General features: G+C 60.6%; 18 protein-coding genes and 1 pseudogene. 10 read left to right on the top strand and 9 right to left on the bottom strand.

Annotated elements, in window-relative coordinates; all coding sequences use genetic code 11:
• The first annotated feature begins 94 nt into the window (after positions 1 to 94).
• Complete coding sequence (locus ACA062_RS25045; RefSeq protein ID WP_497453464.1) at positions 95 to 910, top strand: UDP-2,3-diacylglucosamine diphosphatase; 816 nt, start codon at positions 95 to 97, stop codon at positions 908 to 910.
• A 142-nt stretch (positions 911 to 1,052) separates the two neighbouring features.
• On the opposite strand, the gene ACA062_RS25040 is transcribed toward ACA062_RS25045, so the two are convergent.
• Both ACA062_RS25040 and ACA062_RS25035 read right to left on the bottom strand, forming a co-directional pair.
• On the bottom strand, positions 1,053 to 1,643 hold the full coding sequence (locus ACA062_RS25040; protein WP_497453463.1) for an HD domain-containing protein: 591 nt from the start codon (positions 1,641 to 1,643) through the stop codon (positions 1,053 to 1,055).
• 27 nt (positions 1,644 to 1,670) lie between these two features.
• Complete coding sequence (locus ACA062_RS25035) at positions 1,671 to 1,982, bottom strand: Mpo1-like protein (protein WP_128871755.1); 312 nt, start codon at positions 1,980 to 1,982, stop codon at positions 1,671 to 1,673.
• Positions 1,983 to 2,142: 160 nt separating this feature from the next.
• Between ACA062_RS25035 and ACA062_RS25030 the strand changes: the two genes are divergently transcribed.
• Complete coding sequence (locus ACA062_RS25030; RefSeq protein WP_497453462.1) at positions 2,143 to 3,204, top strand: AraC family transcriptional regulator; 1,062 nt, start codon at positions 2,143 to 2,145, stop codon at positions 3,202 to 3,204.
• On the opposite strand, the gene ACA062_RS25025 is transcribed toward ACA062_RS25030, so the two are convergent.
• Entirely contained in the window at positions 3,161 to 4,615 is a 1,455-nt protein-coding gene (locus ACA062_RS25025; protein WP_497453461.1) for a TrkH family potassium uptake protein, read from the bottom strand. The genes ACA062_RS25030 and ACA062_RS25025 overlap by 44 nt on opposite strands.
• A 122-nt stretch (positions 4,616 to 4,737) precedes the next feature.
• On the opposite strand from ACA062_RS25025, the gene ACA062_RS25020 reads away from it, so the two are divergent.
• On the top strand, positions 4,738 to 5,307 hold the full coding sequence (locus ACA062_RS25020; protein ID WP_497453460.1) for an NAD(P)H nitroreductase: 570 nt from the start codon (positions 4,738 to 4,740) through the stop codon (positions 5,305 to 5,307).
• Between the two features lie 113 nt (positions 5,308 to 5,420).
• Here ACA062_RS25020 and ACA062_RS25015 read toward each other — a convergent pair whose 3' ends face one another.
• The 6 genes and pseudogenes from ACA062_RS25015 to ACA062_RS24990 form a co-directional block, all read right to left on the bottom strand.
• Complete coding sequence (locus ACA062_RS25015) at positions 5,421 to 6,761, bottom strand: sensor histidine kinase (protein WP_497453459.1); 1,341 nt, start codon at positions 6,759 to 6,761, stop codon at positions 5,421 to 5,423.
• Positions 6,762 to 6,940: 179 nt separating this feature from the next.
• On the bottom strand, positions 6,941 to 7,387 hold the full coding sequence (locus tag ACA062_RS25010) for a Spy/CpxP family protein refolding chaperone (RefSeq protein ID WP_150749095.1): 447 nt from the start codon (positions 7,385 to 7,387) through the stop codon (positions 6,941 to 6,943).
• A 227-nt stretch (positions 7,388 to 7,614) separates the two neighbouring features.
• A complete protein-coding gene (locus tag ACA062_RS25005) occupies positions 7,615 to 8,292 on the bottom strand; it encodes a response regulator transcription factor (RefSeq protein ID WP_138968662.1) in 678 nt (225 codons plus the stop codon).
• Between the two features lie 7 nt (positions 8,293 to 8,299).
• Positions 8,300 to 8,418: pseudogene (locus ACA062_RS25000) on the bottom strand (translation initiation factor 2); the annotation flags it as partial.
• 193 nt (positions 8,419 to 8,611) lie between these two features.
• A complete protein-coding gene (locus tag ACA062_RS24995) occupies positions 8,612 to 8,911 on the bottom strand; it encodes a YciI family protein (RefSeq protein WP_157711983.1) in 300 nt (99 codons plus the stop codon).
• 1 nt (position 8,912) lies between these two features.
• Positions 8,913 to 9,509, bottom strand: a complete 597-nt coding sequence (locus ACA062_RS24990; RefSeq protein WP_497453458.1) for a septation protein A — start codon at positions 9,507 to 9,509, stop codon at positions 8,913 to 8,915.
• Between the two features lie 87 nt (positions 9,510 to 9,596).
• Here ACA062_RS24990 and ACA062_RS24985 point away from each other — a divergent pair, with 87 nt between their 5' ends.
• The 7 genes from ACA062_RS24985 (at position 9,597) to ACA062_RS24955 (ending at position 17,086) form a co-directional block, all read left to right on the top strand.
• Positions 9,597 to 10,460, top strand: a complete 864-nt coding sequence (locus ACA062_RS24985; RefSeq protein ID WP_497453457.1) for a PHP domain-containing protein — start codon at positions 9,597 to 9,599, stop codon at positions 10,458 to 10,460.
• 13 nt (positions 10,461 to 10,473) lie between these two features.
• Complete coding sequence (locus tag ACA062_RS24980; protein ID WP_497453456.1) at positions 10,474 to 11,103, top strand: L-threonylcarbamoyladenylate synthase; 630 nt, start codon at positions 10,474 to 10,476, stop codon at positions 11,101 to 11,103.
• A complete protein-coding gene (locus ACA062_RS24975; protein WP_128871745.1) occupies positions 11,104 to 11,922 on the top strand; it encodes a segregation and condensation protein A in 819 nt (272 codons plus the stop codon). It begins immediately after the preceding gene.
• Positions 11,923 to 11,933: 11 nt separating this feature from the next.
• On the top strand, positions 11,934 to 13,010 hold the full coding sequence (gene scpB / locus ACA062_RS24970) for an SMC-Scp complex subunit ScpB (protein ID WP_497453455.1): 1,077 nt from the start codon (positions 11,934 to 11,936) through the stop codon (positions 13,008 to 13,010).
• A 145-nt stretch (positions 13,011 to 13,155) separates the two neighbouring features.
• Positions 13,156 to 13,347: a DUF1289 domain-containing protein gene (locus tag ACA062_RS24965; protein WP_154977459.1), complete on the top strand. Its 192-nt coding sequence runs from the start codon at positions 13,156 to 13,158 to the stop codon at positions 13,345 to 13,347.
• Between the two features lie 155 nt (positions 13,348 to 13,502).
• Positions 13,503 to 14,801: a 23S rRNA pseudouridine(2605) synthase RluB gene (rluB, locus tag ACA062_RS24960; protein WP_497453454.1), complete on the top strand. Its 1,299-nt coding sequence runs from the start codon at positions 13,503 to 13,505 to the stop codon at positions 14,799 to 14,801.
• An 863-nt stretch (positions 14,802 to 15,664) separates the two neighbouring features.
• Positions 15,665 to 17,086 carry an amino acid permease gene (locus ACA062_RS24955; protein ID WP_497453453.1) on the top strand — a complete coding sequence of 474 codons (1,422 nt, stop codon included), beginning with the start codon at positions 15,665 to 15,667 and terminating at the stop codon, positions 17,084 to 17,086.
• Positions 17,087 to 17,189: the final 103 nt, after the last annotated feature.

Genomic DNA, 17,189 nt, shown 5'->3' with positions numbered 1-17,189 from the left:
GTACGCGAGCGCTGTCACGGGACTGACTTGCCACTGTCATGGGCCATTAATCCGGCCGGCGCAAGCTTGCCCAAACAATCGCAGAGGGTTGCCCATGACCAGCGCCGAGTTCGCCAAACCCAGTCGCAAGCAACGTGTGCGGACCCTGTGGATTTCCGATGTGCATCTGGGCACCCGGGATTGCCAGGCCGAACACCTGTCGCAGTTTCTCAAGGGCTACCATCCGGACAAGATCTACCTGGTCGGCGACATCATCGACGGCTGGAAACTGCGCGGCGGCATGTACTGGCCCCAGGCGCACACCAACGTGATTCGTCGTTTGTTGACCATGAGCAAACGCGGGACCGAGGTGATTTACGTCACCGGCAACCATGACGAGTTTCTGCGCCGTTACTCGAAGCTGATCCTGGGCAACATCCAGTTGGTGGACGAAGCCGTGCACGTCACCGCCGATGGCCGTCATTTGCTGGTGATCCATGGCGACCAGTTCGATGTGATCACCCGTTACCACCGCTGGCTGGCCTTTCTTGGCGACTCCGCCTACGAACTCACCCTGACCCTCAACCGCTGGCTCAATCATTGGCGCGCCCGTTATGGCTATGGCTACTGGTCGTTGTCGGCGTATCTCAAGCACAAGGTGAAGACAGCGGTCAGCTTCATCAGCGATTTTGAAGAAGCCATTGCCCACGAATGCGTTAAACGCGGACTGCATGGCGTGGTGTGCGGGCACATTCACCATGCCGAGATCCGCAAGGTGGGCGAGGTGGATTACCTCAATTGCGGGGATTGGGTAGAGTCGTGCACGGCGTTGATCGAGCATTGGGACGGCTCGATCGAGTTGTATCGGTTGGCGGATGCCCAGGCGCGGGAGGCGCAGTTGAAGGCGGTGAAGATCGCGGAGCCGGCCTGAAAGTCAGGGTGTCCAGGCTGGCCCCATCGCGAGCAAGCTCGCTCCCACAGGGTTTTCTGGCGTTCACAAATTTTGAGTTCACCTCGCTCACTGTGGGAGCGAGCTTGCTCGCGATGGGGCCAGCCCGAACACTCCAGATCCATCAGGCTGGCGAATGCTCTTGCATCGCCGCCTTGTAAATCGAATGCTTCGGCTGCGCAAACAACCGCTCCATCATCGGCTCGAAGAAGCTCAACGGCAGTGTGTCGTACGCCGGATCAAACGCCGCCGCATCATATTTGGCGCAGAATTCGATCGTCGCCTGATACTGCGGATGCCCGCTGAATTGCTCGCGCAAATGCCGATCCATGCCCAAGTAATGAAAGAAGTAATAACCCTGGAAAATCCCGTGCTTTTCCACCATCCACAGATTCTCGGCGCTGACGAACGGCTTGAGGATCGCCGCGGCGATGTCCGGATGGTTGTAGGATCCCAGGGTGTCACCGATGTCGTGAAGCAGGGCGCAGACCACGTATTCTTCGTCGCGACCATCGCGCCAGGCGCGGGTGGCGGTTTGCAGGGAGTGGGTCAGGCGATCCACCGGGAAGCCGCCGAAGTCACCCTCCAGCAATTTCAGGTGCGCCACAATCCGCGTCGGCAGTTGTCGGGCGTAGGCACTGAAATCGGCGGCGATGATCGCCCAGTCTTCCTGCGTGCCGTCCTTCATGTGGGTGAAACGGGCGTTGGCATTCATCGACTGTCCTCTGTTGACTGATTGCCCCTAGAACGGCACGCGACCCAGGATCATGTCCCGGTACATGACGAAATCGCCGAGCAGGCTGTAAAGCGGGTGCTGGAAGGTCGCGGGACGGTTTTTTTCGAAGAAGAAATGCCCGATCCAGGCGAAGCTGTAACCCGCCAGCGGCAAGGTCAGCAACATCAGCCAGGCGCCTTTGCCGAGGGTCAGGGCCAGGATGAAGATCACCAGCGTCGTGCCGATAAAGTGCAGTCGTCGGCAGGTACTGTTGCTGTGTTCGCTGAGGTAATACGGGTAAAACTCAGCGAAACTGTTGAAACGTCTGATGTTTTCCACGACCGCGATCTCTGTGGTTATTGTTCTGACTGCAAGTTGTTCTGCGGGTAGCTTATTTAAGTCTAGAGTGAACAATGGCATCAGCCAGTGACTATGGGCGCCACTTTAGTATCCTTCGGAAATTGGCCGCAGCATGCGGCTCATCATTTAAGAACACGCCATGAGCGAACGAACGACATCTGCAAGCTGGGCAATGGGGATTGTCAAGGCACTGGAAATGGATGGCCTGGATTGCCGGGTTCTGTTCAGGCAACTGGGACTCGACTACGCGGCGCTGGATGATCCGGACGCGCGCTTCCCGCAAGATTCCATGACACGCCTGTGGCAGCGTGCGGTCGAGCTGTCCGGCAACCCGGCGATTGGCCTGAACATGGGCAAGGTGGTGCGGCCGGCCTCCTTCCATGTGGCGGGCTATGCCCTGATGTCCAGCCAGACCCTGGCCGAAGGTTTTCAGCGGCTGGTGCGTTATCAGCGGATCATCGCCGAAAGCGCCGACCTGAGTTTCCGGTTGCTGGATGAAGGCTACGCGCTGATTCTGACGGTCCATGGCGACCATCTGCCGCCCACCCGGCAGAGCGCCGAAGCTTCATTGGCCTGTGCCCTGGCGCTGTGTGGCTGGTTGACCGGGCGTGTCCTGCAGCCGCGCAAGGTGTTGTTGCAGGGCGATGAGCCCATCAATCTCGAACCCTATAAACAAGCCTTCCACGCGCCGATGGCATTCAACGCGCCGTATGACGCGTTGATCTTCGAGCGCGCCGATATGGAAGCGCCGCTGCCTACGGCCAACGAGGCGATGGCGCTGCTGCATGACCGGTTTGCCGGCGAATACCTGGCGCGGTTCTCCGAAAGCCGGGTGACCCACAAGGCGCGGCAGGTGTTGTGCCGGTTGCTGCCCCAGGGCGAACCCAAGCGCGATACCGTGGCGCAGACGCTGCACCTGTCGCAACGGACCTTGCAGCGACGCCTGCAGGAAGAGGGCACGAGTTTTCAGACGCTGTTGGACGACACCCGGCGCGAACTGGCGGAGCAGTACCTGGCGCAACCGGGCATGACCCTGCTGGAGATTGCCTACCTGTTGGGTTTCGCCGATCCGAGCAACTTCTTCCGCGCTTTTCGACGCTGGTTCGATGCCACCCCCGGCGAGTACCGGGTGCGGCTGATGGAAAGGCCGAACCCGGTCAGTGACGCCAGAACGCCGGTATGCACAGGACAAATACCGTAATGATCTCCAGTCGGCCGAGCAGCATGCCGAACGAGAGAATCCATTTGGCGGCGTCCGGCAGGGACGCGAAGTTACCTGCCGGGCCGATGGTCTCGCCCAGTCCCGGACCGACACCGGACACGGTACTGGCCGCGCCGGTAAGGGCGGTCATCCAGTCCACGCCGAGCAGCGACAGCAGCAGGGCGATCACGCAGATGGTGATGGCGAAGAAGAACGAAAAGGTCAGGATCGAGCGCACGATCTCTTCGTCGAGACGGTGACCGTTGTACTTCTGCTTGATCACCGCACGCGGGTGAATCAATTGGTTAAGGTTGGCCTTGAGCAGGATATAGGCGACCTGGAAGCGGAAAATCTTGATCCCGCCAGCGGTCGATCCCGAGCAGCCGCCGATAAAGCCCAGGTAGAAGAACAGCATCAGCGAGAAATTTCCCCACAGGCTGTAGTCCCCAAGCGCGAAGCCTGTCGTCGTTACCACCGAGGTCACGTTCAGCGCCACGTGCCGCAACGCCTCGAGCCAATGCAGCTGGGTGGTCCACCAGTACCAGGTGCCGAGCACCAGCCAGGTCACCAGCAACATGCCGAGCAAGCCTTGCACCTGCTGATCCTTGATCAGGGCCCGGCGATTGCCGCGCAAGGTCGCCACGTACAGGGTGAACGGCAGGCTGCCAAGAATCATGATGACGATGGCTACCCAGTGCACTGCCGGTTGCGTCCACTTGGCCAGGGACTGGTCGGAGGTGGAGAAACCACCGGTGGAGATCGCCGACATTGCGTGGTTGATCGCATCGAACGGGCTCATCCCGGCCCACCAGAACGCCAGGCTGCCGAAAATGGTGATGCCGACGTAGGCCGCGACGATCAGGCGCGCCACCATGTGCGAGCGCGGCATGATCTTTTCGGAACGGTCCGACGACTCGGTCTGGAACAGGCGCATGCCACCGATGCGCAGCAGTGGCAGAATCGCTACCGCCATGCCGATAAACCCGATGCCGCCGATCCAGTGCAGCAACGAGCGCCACATCAGGATGCCGGGGGACATGTCGTCCAAGTGGTTGAGCACCGTCGAGCCGGTGGCAGTGATGCCGGACATGCTTTCGAAGAACGAGTCGGTGTAGCTGATGTGCTGGGTCAGCAGGAACGGCAGCGCGGCGAAGATACAGACCACCAGCCAGCTGCTGACGGTCAGCAGGTACATGTCCCGCGGGCGCAGGTGCACGTGTTCGGGACGCCCGGGGATGACCAGGGCCAGACCTGCGACAAAGGTGATCATGCTCGCCCAGAGGAACGATGGCAGGTCGCCGGTGCGCTCGAAGATCACCAGTGTGGCCATGGGCACGACCATGGCGATGGCCAGCGTGATCAGGAAGATGCCGATGATGAAACCAATGGTCCGTAAGGTCGGCAACGCCATGAAGTCCGCTCGGGCTGTAATAGGGAAGGGCGCCATTCTACCTGCGGCGCAGGGCATGTAAACCGGCAGGGTCTGCTCACTTGCAGCTAGAATAGCCGGACAATTTTTTCAGGAGGTGGCCGATGCAGGCTCTCGACGCGTTGCTCAACCGTGTTTCCGTTCCACGACTGCTTGAACCGGCACCCACCCCGGAGCAGCGCGAAGTGCTGTTTGCCGCCGCGATGCGAGCACCGGACCATGGCCACCTGCAGCCTTGGCGCTTCCTGACCGTCGAAGGCGCGGCGCGCGAGCAGATGGGCGAGTTGCTGGCCGAAGCGGCGCGGCTGCAGGACAGCGAAGTGTCCGAGGCTGCGCTGGACAAGGCGCGTAACGGTCCGCTGCGTGCGCCGCTGGTGGTTGTGGTGGTCGCCCGTTTGCAGGACCACGTCAAATATCCAAAGTCCGAACAGCTGCTGGCGGCGGGTTGCGCGGCCCACGGGATTTTGCTGGCGGCCTATGCGCAAGGGATTGGCGCGGTATGGCGCACCGGTGAGCTGGCTTATTCGCCGCATGTGGCCAAAGGGTTGGGACTGGCGGAAGGGGAAGAGGTGATCGCGTTTCTTTATCTGGGCACCCCGCAGAAAGAGCCGCGGGTGGCGGAGAAGGTTGATCTGGCCGAGTTTGTCAGCGCCTGGCCGTCTTTAAAAGCCTAAGATCAAAAGATCGCAGCCTCGTTGCACTCGTCAGCTCCTACAGGTGTACACAAAACCCTTGTAGGAGCTGACGAGTGCAACGAGGCTGCGATCTTTTTGCATCACCACTGCTCTCAAGGCTGCACCACAGCCCCCGGCACCAACGGCAATTCAAGACTGGCGATAAACCCACCCTGCGGATGATTGGCCAACACCAGGCTCCCGCCATGCCGCTCCGCCGCACGACGGGCAATCGCCAACCCCAGGCCATGCCCCGCCGCAGCCTGTCCCGGTGCGCGATAGAACGGCTCACCCAACTGGCTCAAATGCTCGGTCTCCACACCGGGCCCATGGTCGCGCACACTGACGACAATTCGCTCACCCTGGCGTGATGCCAGCATTTCTATCGATTGCCCTACGGGGTTAAAGCGCTGGGCGTTGCGCAGCAGGTTGTCCACCGCGCGTTCGATCATGGTCGGCCAGCCTTTGAGGTTCAGTTGCGGCTCGGCCTCAAGGCGCACGTTCTGCTCCGGCGAACCTAACTGTGCATCTTTTTGCAGGGTGTTGAGCAAGGCATTCAGGTCCACCTCTTCGGCGCTGGCGTTGTCGGCATCGACCCGCGCCAGCACCAGGATTTCGCTGATCAGCGCTTCCAGCCGGTCGCATTCACGGGTCAGGCGTGGCCAGAGTTTTTCCCGTTCCTCGGGGTTGGCCCGTTCGGCCAGTGCCAGCGCAATGCGCAGTCGGGCGAGGGGCGAGCGCAATTCGTGGGATACATCGCGCAACAGTTGCCGCTGACTGCCGATCAGACTTTGCAGGCGCGCGCCCATCCGGTTGAAATCGTTGGCGAGCACGCCGAACTCATCGCGCCGGTTTGCCAGTTTCACCAGGCTGTTCTGTTGATAGGTGGTTTGCCCCAGATCATGCACGGCACCGCGCAAGCGGCTGAGCGGGCGGGTGATCGAAAAGGTCACCAGCAGACTGAACAGGGTCAGTACCACCAACGCAATACCTAATGCACTCAACGGCCAAAGCAGGCTTTCGCGGTGCCAGGCGTCCAGTTCCGGATGCGGGATTCGATAGATCAGCAGGTAGGTGTCACCGGTTTTTGCACTGGTGTACTCATCGGTCAGGCGACGCCACGGCAGGCGGCGATCGTCGTTTTGCTGCCGCGCTTCAAAGGCTGCCGCGCGGCGGGGGAAGGTGCCGCGCACCACTGGATCGCCGCTCTCGTTGAGCACCTGAACGTCGATGTGATACTGGCGCTTGCGCTGTTCCAGAATGTCCTGGGCCGCTTCCTCTCCCTGGGCTTCGTAGGTTTGCGTCCACTGTTCGGCCAGGGTGTTGAGACCCGGGTGGCGGCTGAGAATCCACGCGTCCTGGTTGAGCATGTGCCCGAGCAGAATGGACAGCCCTGCAACCAGAGCGATGGCCAGCCAGAAGCTGGCCAGGATACGCCAGAACAATGAGCGCACAGATAATCCCCAGACAAACATAAAACCAATGTAGGAGCTGGCTTGCCAGCGAAGGGGTCGTCAAATTCAACATTATTGTTGTCTGTGACACCGCTTTCGCTGGCAAGCCAGCTCCTACAATTAAACCGAGTTGTACCAGACCCAAGGGTGTTCAGCCGTTGGGTCCGGTGGTTAGCGCATTATTGCGCTTTTTGCGGTTGTTGCGCTTTCCAGGCCTTGAACTCGGCCCATTCCGCGCGGCGCTCGGCCTTTTTCTTCTGGATCTCGTCGAACTGCTTCTGTTGATCCGGTTTCAGCAGGGCACGCACGTCGGCTTCGGCTTTCTTGTGGTTGGCGGCCATTTCATCTTTCATGGCTTTCTGGTCGGCTGGCGACAGTTTTTCCAGGTATTTGTCGACCACTTGCTTACGCTCGTGCATCTGCTCGCCCATGATCTTGCGGATCTGCTCGCGCTGTTCGCGACTCAGGTCCAGCTGGCTGTACGGGCCTTTGCCGTGCATGCCGTGCATCTGGCCGCCGTGGCGCGAGCCGTCCATCGGGCCCATCGGGCCGGCGCCTTCAGGCATGGCCATGGCAACGGTCGGCAGGGCGGCAGCGAACATCAGAGCGATAAGAGTCTTGCGCATGGTGAATCTCCTTGTCTCGTTCCCGGTACGTTCCGGATGAGTGCAGATTACGCAGATCAAGGTCAGCGGCGGTCAGCGGAGCGTAAAGCTTGGGTAAAGACGATTTTGTACCTTCCTGACAAACACCCACCTGTAGGAGCCGGCTTGCTGGCGAAGCTGACGCCGCGGTGTGTCATTTACACCGCCTTCGCTGGCAAGCCAGCTCCTACAGGGGATCGTGTGGGGTTTCACAGGCTGTAGTAATAACCACGGCTGCGCAGGGCTACGATGCGCGGGCGGCCGTCGGGGTGCGGGCCGATCTTTTTGCGCAGATTGCTGATGTGCATGTCCAGGCTGCGGTCGTACAGGGTCAATTTGCGGCCGAGGGCGATCTGCGCCAGATCCTGTTTGTCCAGCGGTTCACCGGGTTGCTTGAGCAGCGCTTCGAGCAGGCGGCTTTCGGAAACGGTGAGGGTGAATTCCTGTTGATCGATGCTGACCACGCCGCGCACCGGGCTGAAACACAGGTCGCCCAGTTCGAGCTGGCTGGACACCGCCGTCGGATGACTGCGGCGCAATACGGCGCGCAAGCGCGCTGTCAGTTCCCGTGGATCGCAGGGTTTGGCCAGGTAATCGTCGGCACCGAGTTCCAGGCCGAGGATACGATCCAGCGGCTCGCCCCGGGCCGAGAGCATCAGCACCGGCAAGTCCGGATGATCGCTGCGCAGTTGCTTGAGCAACTCCAGGCCGCTGCCGTCGGGCAGCATCACGTCCAGCACCACGGCCGCCGGCGAGGTTTCCGCCAGCGCGCGACGGGCGCTGCGGCCATCGTGGCAGGCGCGGACGTGAAAGCCTTCCTGGCTCAGCCAACTGCTCAGGAGCTCGCACAGCTCCTGATCATCATCAATTAATAACAACTCGCTCATGAATCACTCAATTTAGCCATTGCCGACGTGCTGCTTGTACCACTGGCGAAGATACCGCAGAGCAGGGCCAACCGCACCGAGGACGAACCATTGTTGCCGGTCGGTCAATAGATGTGGCAGCGGACTTGGATGGCTGACACAACTATCATCAGACACAACGGAACTTTTCAGACATAACGGAACTTTTCAGACACAACGGACCTTTGCGTATCGCGACGCCTTGCTCCAATACGGTTACTGGGCAGGTTGTCGGCCGGTGAAAGAGAATAATGAGCGTTGAGAGCGCGATGAACCGGGAAGGTTCATCGCAAGGGGGATATTACGGGAGGACTTGCTTGAACGGCTTGACCGAAACGTTGGCGTAGACGCCGGCGGCGATATACGGATCGGCATCGGCCCAGGCCTGGGCGGCGCTCAGGGAAGCGAATTCGGCGACGATCAGGCTGCCGGTGAAACCCGCGGCCCCCGGATCATTGCTGTCGACGGCCGGGTGCGGGCCGGCCAGTACGATGCGGCCTTCGCCTTTGAGCACTTGCAGGCGCTCAAGGTGGGCAGGCCGTGCGGCCAGGCGGGCTTCCAGGGAGTTGGCGACGTCTGTGGCAATGATTGCGTAAAGCATGTCAGTCCTCGGTTTTTGGCGTTGTGGTATCGGCGTCGTGCAAATGGCGGGACAGGTAGATGCCCTGTGCGACCAGGAACAGCAAGGTCATGCCCAGGCTGCCGAAGACCTTGAAGTCGACCCAGTAGCTCTGGAAGGTGAACGCGACAAACAGGTTGGCGGCGCCACAAAACAGGAAAAACCCGATCCAGGCGATGTTCAGTCGGGTCCAGACCGCTTCCGGCAGGGTCAGCGCGTGGCCCATGATGCGTTTGATCAACAATTGATCACCGACGAAGTGGCTGCCGATGAACGCCAGGGCAAACAGCCAGTTGACCACCGGGGCTTTCCATTTCAGGAAGGTCTCGCTGTGGAACGCCAGGGTCAGGCTGCCGAAGACCAGGCAGGCGATGAGGGTCAGCCACTGGCTCTTCTCCAGCTTGCGCTGCTTGAAATAGAGCGCGCCGTAGACCACCAGGGAGCTGACGATCAGCATCGCGGTGGCGCTGTAGATACCGCCGACGGTCAGTTGATGACCGGCGATGTCGACGACCCGTGGATCGATCTTGAACACAATGAAGAACAGCAGGAGCGGGATGAAATCGATGAATTGTTTCACAGTGGCAGCCAGAAGCAGGATGTGGCGGCATAATAACAAACATATGGGCGCGCGATAGCGCCAGCTGATTTGAGGTAATACATCCCCGTGAACGTTGACTTGCACTGCCACAGCACGGCCTCCGATGGCGCCCTGGCGCCTGCAATACTGGTTGCGCGTGCGTTCGAGAAAGGCGTGCGAGTCCTGGCCTTGACCGATCACGACACCCTTGAAGGCCTTGATGAGGCCCGTAGCGCCGCGTCCGCGCTGGGCATGCAACTGGTCAATGGCGTCGAATTGTCCTGCACCTGGGGGGGCGCGACCATCCATGTGCTGGGCTACGGATTTGATGTGAATGCACCACCGCTGGTCGAGGCGATTGCCAGATTGCACGATGGCCGCTGGCTGCGGTCCGAAGAAATAAGCCGCAAGTTGGCGTTGAAAGGCATGCCGGGCGCGCTGGAAGGTGCCCGGGCCATTCAGCAGGAACTGGGCGACAGCGGCAACGCGCCGGCCCGTCCGCATTTCGCCGACTGGATGGTGCGCGAGGGTTACGTCAAGGATCGCGCCGAGGCGTTCCGCAAATGGCTGGGCGCCGGCAAGCTGGGGGACGTCAAGCAACACTGGCCGACCCTGGAAGACACCGTCGAAACCCTGCGCGCGGCGAAAGCCTGGGTCAGCCTGGCGCATCCCTGGCATTACGATTTCACTCGCAGCAAACGTCGCCGGCTGATTGCCGACTATATTCAAGCAGGGGGCCACGCGATCGAAGTGGTCAATGGCCATCAGCCCGCCGAGCAAGTGGGCAGCCTGGCGATTCTTGCCCGTGAGTTCGGTCTGCTGGTCAGCGCCGGCAGTGATTTTCATGGCCCTGGAGGCTGGTCCGAGATCGGTGAGTACCGCCCGCTCCCGGAGGATCTGCCGCCACTGTGGTGTCGATTCAAACATGACCCAATTATTGCCGCCGTCTGAACAGGTAGAAAATGTGAGTCAATTTTTCCAGATTCATCCGGAAAACCCGCAAGCGCGCCTGATCAAACAGGCTGTCGAGATCATCCGCGGCGGCGGGGTGGTGATTTATCCCACAGACTCGTCCTACGCCATTGGTTGCCAGATCGGTGACAAGAACGCCGTGGAACGCGTGCGCCGCTTGCGTCAACTGGATGAAAAGCACAACTTTGCGCTGATTTGCAGTGACCTGTCGCAACTGGGGTTGTTCGCCAAGATCGACACCGGCACCTTCCGCCTGCTCAAGGCACATCTGCCGGGTCCCTATACCTTCATCCTCAACGCCACTCGCGAAGTCCCGCGCCTGCTGTTGCATCCGAAAAAACGCACCATCGGCCTGCGCGTGCCGGCCCACCCGATTGCCCTGGCGCTGCTGGAAGAACTCGGCGAACCGTTGATGAGCGTGACCATGATCATGCCCGGCGACACCGACCCGATGAGCGATCCTTACGAAATGCGCCAGTTGCTCGAGCACCAGGTCGACCTGATCATCGACGGCGGTTTCGGCGGGATCAAGGCGTCCACGGTGATCAACCTCGCTGACGGCGAACCCGAAGTGATCCGCGTCGGTTGTGGCGACCCTACGCCATTCATGGCCGAGGCCTAGATGTCCGCAGTGGAACCCGTCGACAGTCAGGCCGGAGCCCAGCAAGAGCTGCCCTTCGCCATGGTCTATGGCCAGGCGGTCATGGAAATGCCGCTGGACCTGTATATCCCGCCGGACGCGCTCGAGGTTTTTCTCGAGGCCTTCGAAGGCCCCCTCGACCTGTTGCTGTATCTGATCCGCAAACAGAACATCAACATCCTCGACATCCCGGTGGCGGAAATCACCCGCCAGTACATGGGTTATGTCGAATTGATGCAGTCGGTGCGCCTGGAACTGGCCGCGGAATACCTGGTGATGGCCGCGATGCTGGCCGAAATCAAGTCGCGGATGTTGCTGCCACGTGCCGAAACCATCGCAGACGAAGAAGACGACCCGCGCGCCGAACTGATCCGGCGCTTGCAGCAGTACGAACGCTTCAAGGCGGCTGCCGAAGGCATCGATGGCTTGAGCCGCGTCGGTCGTGACGTGGTAGTGCCCAAGCTCGACGCCCCCGAGGCCCGGGCGCGCAAGCTGTTGCCGGACGTAAGCCTGGAAGAGTTGCTGATGTCCATGGCCGAGGTCCTGCGCCGGGGCGACATGTTCGAAAGCCACCAGGTCAGCCGCGAGGCATTGTCCACCCGCGAACGCATGAGCGATGTGCTGGAACGGCTCAAGGGCGGCGGTTTCGTGCCGTTTGTCGAACTGTTCACCGCGGAAGAAGGACGCCTGGGGGTGGTGGTGACCTTTATGGCGATCCTCGAACTGGTCAAGGAATCCCTGGTCGAGCTGGTGCAGAATGAACCGTTCGCGGCGATCCACGTCCGGGCCCGAGCCGAATAACGAGTTGAATCATGAACCTGAGTGAACCCCGCGAGCTGGCGCCACTGCTTGAAGCCTTTCTGTTGGCCTCGGGAAAACCGCAATCGCTTGAACGCTTGTTCGAACTGTTCGAAGAGGCCGAACGACCGGAGCCGCCGGTCTTCAAGAAAGCCCTGACGATTCTGGCCAAGTCCTGCGACGGCCGCGCCTTCGAACTGAAGGAAGTCGCCTCCGGGTATCGTCTGCAGATCCGCGAAAAATTCTCGCCATGGGTCGGGCGTCTGTGGGAAGAGCGGCCGCAACGCTATTCCCGCGCCATGCTCGAAACCATGGCCCTGATCGCTTATCGCCAGCCGATTACCCGGGGCGAGATCGAAGACGTACGGGGTGTGGCGGTCAACACTCACATCGTCAAGACCCTGCTGGAGCGCGAGTGGATCCGCATCGTCGGCTATCGCGAAGTGCCCGGCAAACCGGCGATGTTCGCCACCACCAAAGTCTTTCTCGATCACTTCAACCTGAAAAACCTCGACGATCTGCCGCCCCTGGCCGAGCTGCGCGAGCTTGAACCTGATCCGGTGCTGGATTTCGACGACGCACCGGTGCCGGCCGGGCTGCAAGAGCTGGCGGATGCCAGTGCCGAGCCGGAAGAGCCGAAGGAGGAAACCAGTTTCCATACGTTGCTGCAGGAGCTGGACACGATGGAGGAGGGGCTCAAGACGGATTTCGACGACCTCCTGCGCGATGGGGCGGTGACTGAGACTGAAGAGGTTTTGGAACAGCCTGAGCCGGAAATCGAAGTTGAACTTCAACCTGAGCCCGAAGCCTCAGTCGAGGAAGAGCAGGAAGAGCAGGAAGAGCAGGAAGAGCAGGAAGAGCAGGAAGAGCAGGAAGAGCAGCAAGAGCAGCAAGAGCAGCAAGAGCAGCAAGAGCAGGAAGAGCAGCAGGAAGATGATGTGCTTGGCGTCGCCGAAGCTCGCGAAAAGCTCCTCGCCGCGGTCGCCGCGCTCGAACACGCGAATCCCGAGCCCGAATTGACCGACGAAGAGGCTGAAGCCAAAGCCCTCGCCGAAGCGATCGAAGCCGAACGCCGCGAACTCGAGGACTGACCCGAAAACCTGTGGGCGATAGAGATCCCTGTGGGAGCGGGCTTGCCCGCGAAGGCGGCGGGTCAGGCAACAATGATGTCGACTGACACTGCCTCATCGCGGGCAAGCCCGCTCCCACAGGGTTCAGTGTTGACTGGAGTATTCGATGAGTTCTACCAAAGACCCCTGCATCAGCCTCTGCAAATTCACCGACGACATCTGCATCGGCTGCGGCCGCAGCAAGCGCGAGATCAAGGCCTGGAAGAAACTCGACAAGGTCGACAAGCGCACGGTGCTGGCTGAAGCGGCGCTGCGGTTGATCAAGCTCGGCGCCACCGGTCGGCGGAAAAGCAAATAACCTGGCCTGCGTCGACTAGTCTCTGATGCGCGAACGCCCGCATGAGCGTATGATTCGCGACCCTCCGGCGATCCCTTCGCCCGAGTACCCAGCTTTCAACGCTTCAGGCCCCTCACTTCGAGCTGCCTGAACAGACCACACCGGGAGGTGCCCAGATGAGTATCAAAGACCAGAAAGACGACCAGGAAATCGGCCCAGCAGGCGAAAAGCTGCAGAAAGTCCTCGCCCGTATCGGCGTCGGCTCGCGCCGTGACGTAGAAGCCTGGATCAGCCACGGCCGCATCAAGGTCAATGGCAAAGACGCCACCCTCGGTCAGCGCGTCGACATGCACGACGCCATCACCATTGATGGCAAGGTGATCAAGCGCGAAGAAGCCGCCGAGTCGGTACGCCGCGTGATCATGTACAACAAGCCCGACGGCGAAATCTGCACCCGCCTCGACCCGGAAGGCCGTCCAACCGTTTTCGACAAGATGCCGCGCCCGAAAGAAGGTCGCTGGATCAACATCGGCCGTCTGGACATCAACACCACCGGTCTGCTGATGTTCACCACCGACGGTGAGCTGGCCAACCGCCTGATGCACCCGTCCTACGAAATGGACCGTGAATACGCAGTCCGTGTGCGTGGCGAAGTCGATGATGAGATGATCGAGCGCTTGAAGGCAGGCGTCGTCCTCGAAGACGGCCCGGCCAAGTTCACCGACATCAAGCAAGCCCCGGGTGGCGAAGGTTTCAACCACTGGTACCACTGCGTGGTGATGGAAGGTCGCAACCGCGAAGTCCGTCGTCTGTGGGAATCCCAGGGCCTGGTGGTCAGCCGTCTGAAGCGCGTGCGTTTCGGTCCGGTGTTTCTCAACTCCGACCTGCCGATGGGTCGCTGGCGCGAAATGAGCCAGTACGAAGTCGACATTCTGAGTGCTGAAGTGGGCCTGACCCCGGTGGCCATGCCGCAGATGAACGCCAAGAGCAAAGACAAGCTCGATCGCATGCAGCGTAAATCGTCGCGTCCGATGGGCAAGACCGAGCGCGTGCGTTCGTTGCGTCCAGCCATCGGTAACCAGACCGCTGCTACGCCGCGTGACTCCCGTGAACCGCAAATCGAAGGCGAGCGTCCAGCCCGCAAGCCAGCAGCACCTCGTGCTGACGGCGAGCGCGGTCCACGCACGCCACGTCCGGCCAACGGTCGCACCGAGCGCGGTGAAGGCCGCGGTGCGCCAAGCGGTGGTCGCAGTGATCGCGGCGCCCCGGCAGGTCGTGGTGAACCTCGTGGTGATTCGGCTCGCGGTACGCCAGTGGCGGACCGTCCGTCCGACACCAAGCGCCCGGCCAAGCCGGCGCCGAAGAAACGCCCGGGCATCGTCCTGGTCGACAAGGACGCACCCTCGGGCAAACGCCGCGGCGCCCCGGCCGGCTCCGGCCAGCGTCCGGGCTTTGGTCGTCGCAAGCCTGAGTAAGTGGTAAGCGCTTCATCAAAAACGCCAACCTTCGGGTTGGCGTTTTTTTTGAGCCCTGCTTTGGTTTTGTAGTGTTTTTGCGGGCGCCATCGCGGGCAAGCCCGCTCCCACAGTGTTCCGGGGTGCATATGGATCTTGCTTACACCCACGCTCCCTGTGGGAGCGGGCTTGCCCGCGATGGCGCCAATAGCAACTCCACCGAGCTCGAAACGGAAAACCAGCGTTACGCCCTGTAACGAAAATCTGACGAAATCTGCTGATTGGTCCTTTGGATTGGTGATTTTCCAGACACTGTAAGGAAATACTTCCATCCGGTTGGCTCTTCAAACTCTTTACAGCCCTCTGGCCCGCTTGTTTCACAGCCTCATCAAGGATCAGATGCGCCCCATGCCTGTCGTGCAGGTGCATAACAAGAAGGAGGCGCAATGTACGCCGTGACTCATCTCCATCTCTCCCCAAAGGGCGATTTTTCTGCCGCCCCCGTCCAGGACCTGCAAAGGTCTGACTCAATTTTTGCAGCCGCCCGAGACACTCGGGGCGGACACAGGCAATCCCGGCAAACGACGCGTTGATCCAACGGTGTCTGGCAGCAGGGGGTTACAGGTGTACAATGCGCCGCGTTTTAACTGTGACCTCCTGCGCATCTGCGCAAACCTCAAGGTTATCCGCCTTGTTCACTCCGCCACGTCACGAGCGTGTCGGGTCCGATTTCGTCACAGATAAAAACAAACAGGTGACGCATGACCGTTGTAAAAACGCTGGACTCCCGGTGCCTGCGCTGGGGTTTGATCGGCGCTGCTTGAAGCCGTAACCGAGCAGCAACGTCTAACGAACATCATCAAACCTTGCGTGAGACCCTTTTCATGAGTGGACAAAACTCGCATTCAGGCGAGCTGAAGCGCGGCCTGAAAAATCGCCATATTCAACTGATCGCCCTCGGTGGCGCGATCGGTACCGGACTGTTCCTCGGTTCGGCCGGGGTACTGAAATCCGCTGGCCCGTCGATGATCCTCGGCTACGCCATCTGCGGCTTCATTGCCTTCATGATCATGCGCCAGCTCGGCGAAATGATTGTCGAAGAGCCGGTGGCCGGTTCCTTCAGCCACTTCGCGCACAAGTACTGGGGCGGTTTCGCCGGCTTCCTGTCGGGCTGGAACTGCTGGATCCTGTACATCCTGGTGGGCATGTCGGAGCTGACCGCGGTCGGCAAATACATCCACTACTGGGCGCCGGACATCCCGACCTGGGTCTCGGCCGCCGGGTTCTTCGTGCTGATCAACCTGATCAACCTGGCCAACGTCAAAGTCTTTGGCGAGGCCGAGTTCTGGTTTGCGATCATCAAGGTCGTGGCCATCGTCGGCATGATTGCCCTCGGCAGCTACCTGCTGGTCAGCGGCAACGGCGGCCCGCAAGCGTCGGTGACCAACCTGTGGTCCCACGGCGGCTTCTTCCCGAACGGTGTCAGCGGTCTGGTCATGGCCATGGCGATTATCATGTTCTCCTTCGGTGGCCTGGAAATGCTCGGTTTCACCGCAGCAGAAGCCGACCAGCCGAAAACCGTGATCCCCAAAGCCATCAACCAGGTGATCTACCGGATCCTGATTTTCTACATTGGTGCGCTGGTCATTCTGCTGTCGCTGACGCCATGGGATAGCCTGCTGGCGACCCTGAACGCCTCCGGCGACTCCTATAGCGGCAGCCCGTTCGTACAAGTGTTCTCGATGCTCGGCAGCAACACCGCCGCGCACATCCTCAACTTCGTGGTCCTGACCGCGGCATTGTCGGTGTACAACAGCGGCACCTACTGCAACAGCCGCATGCTGCTGGGCATGGCCGAGCAGGGCGATGCGCCGAAAGCCCTGGCGAAGATCGACAAGCGCGGTGTGCCTGTGCGTTCGATCCTGGCGTCGGCCGCCGTGACGCTGATCGCCGTGTTGCTGAACTACCTGATTCCGCACAGCGCCCTTGAGCTGTTGATGTCGCTGGTGGTCGCGACCCTGGTGATCAACTGGGCAATGATCAGCTTCTCGCACTTCAAGTTCCGCCAGCACATGGACAAAACCAGGCAGACGCCGCTGTTCAAGGCGTTGTGGTACCCGTACGGGAACTACGTGTGCCTGGCGTTCGTGGTGTTCATCCTCGGCGTGATGTTGTTGATCCCGGGGATTAAGATCTCGGTGTACGCGATTCCGGTGTGGGTGGCATTCATGTGGATCTGCTACGGCATCAAGAACAAGCGCAGCGCGCAGCATGCGCTGCAGGCTGCTGGCTCAAGCGCGAAGTAAGCGCAGAGTGCAGAAACAACAAACCCGGCCATGTGCCGGGTTTGTCGTTTTCAGGATTGATGCATAACCCTGTGGGAGCGTGGCTTGCCCGCGATTCAGGCGC

This window comes from Pseudomonas sp. LBUM1679 (assembly GCF_059695565.1).
Note: the sequence above shows the minus strand (reverse complement) of the source record. Positions and strands in the feature narration are given on the sequence as shown.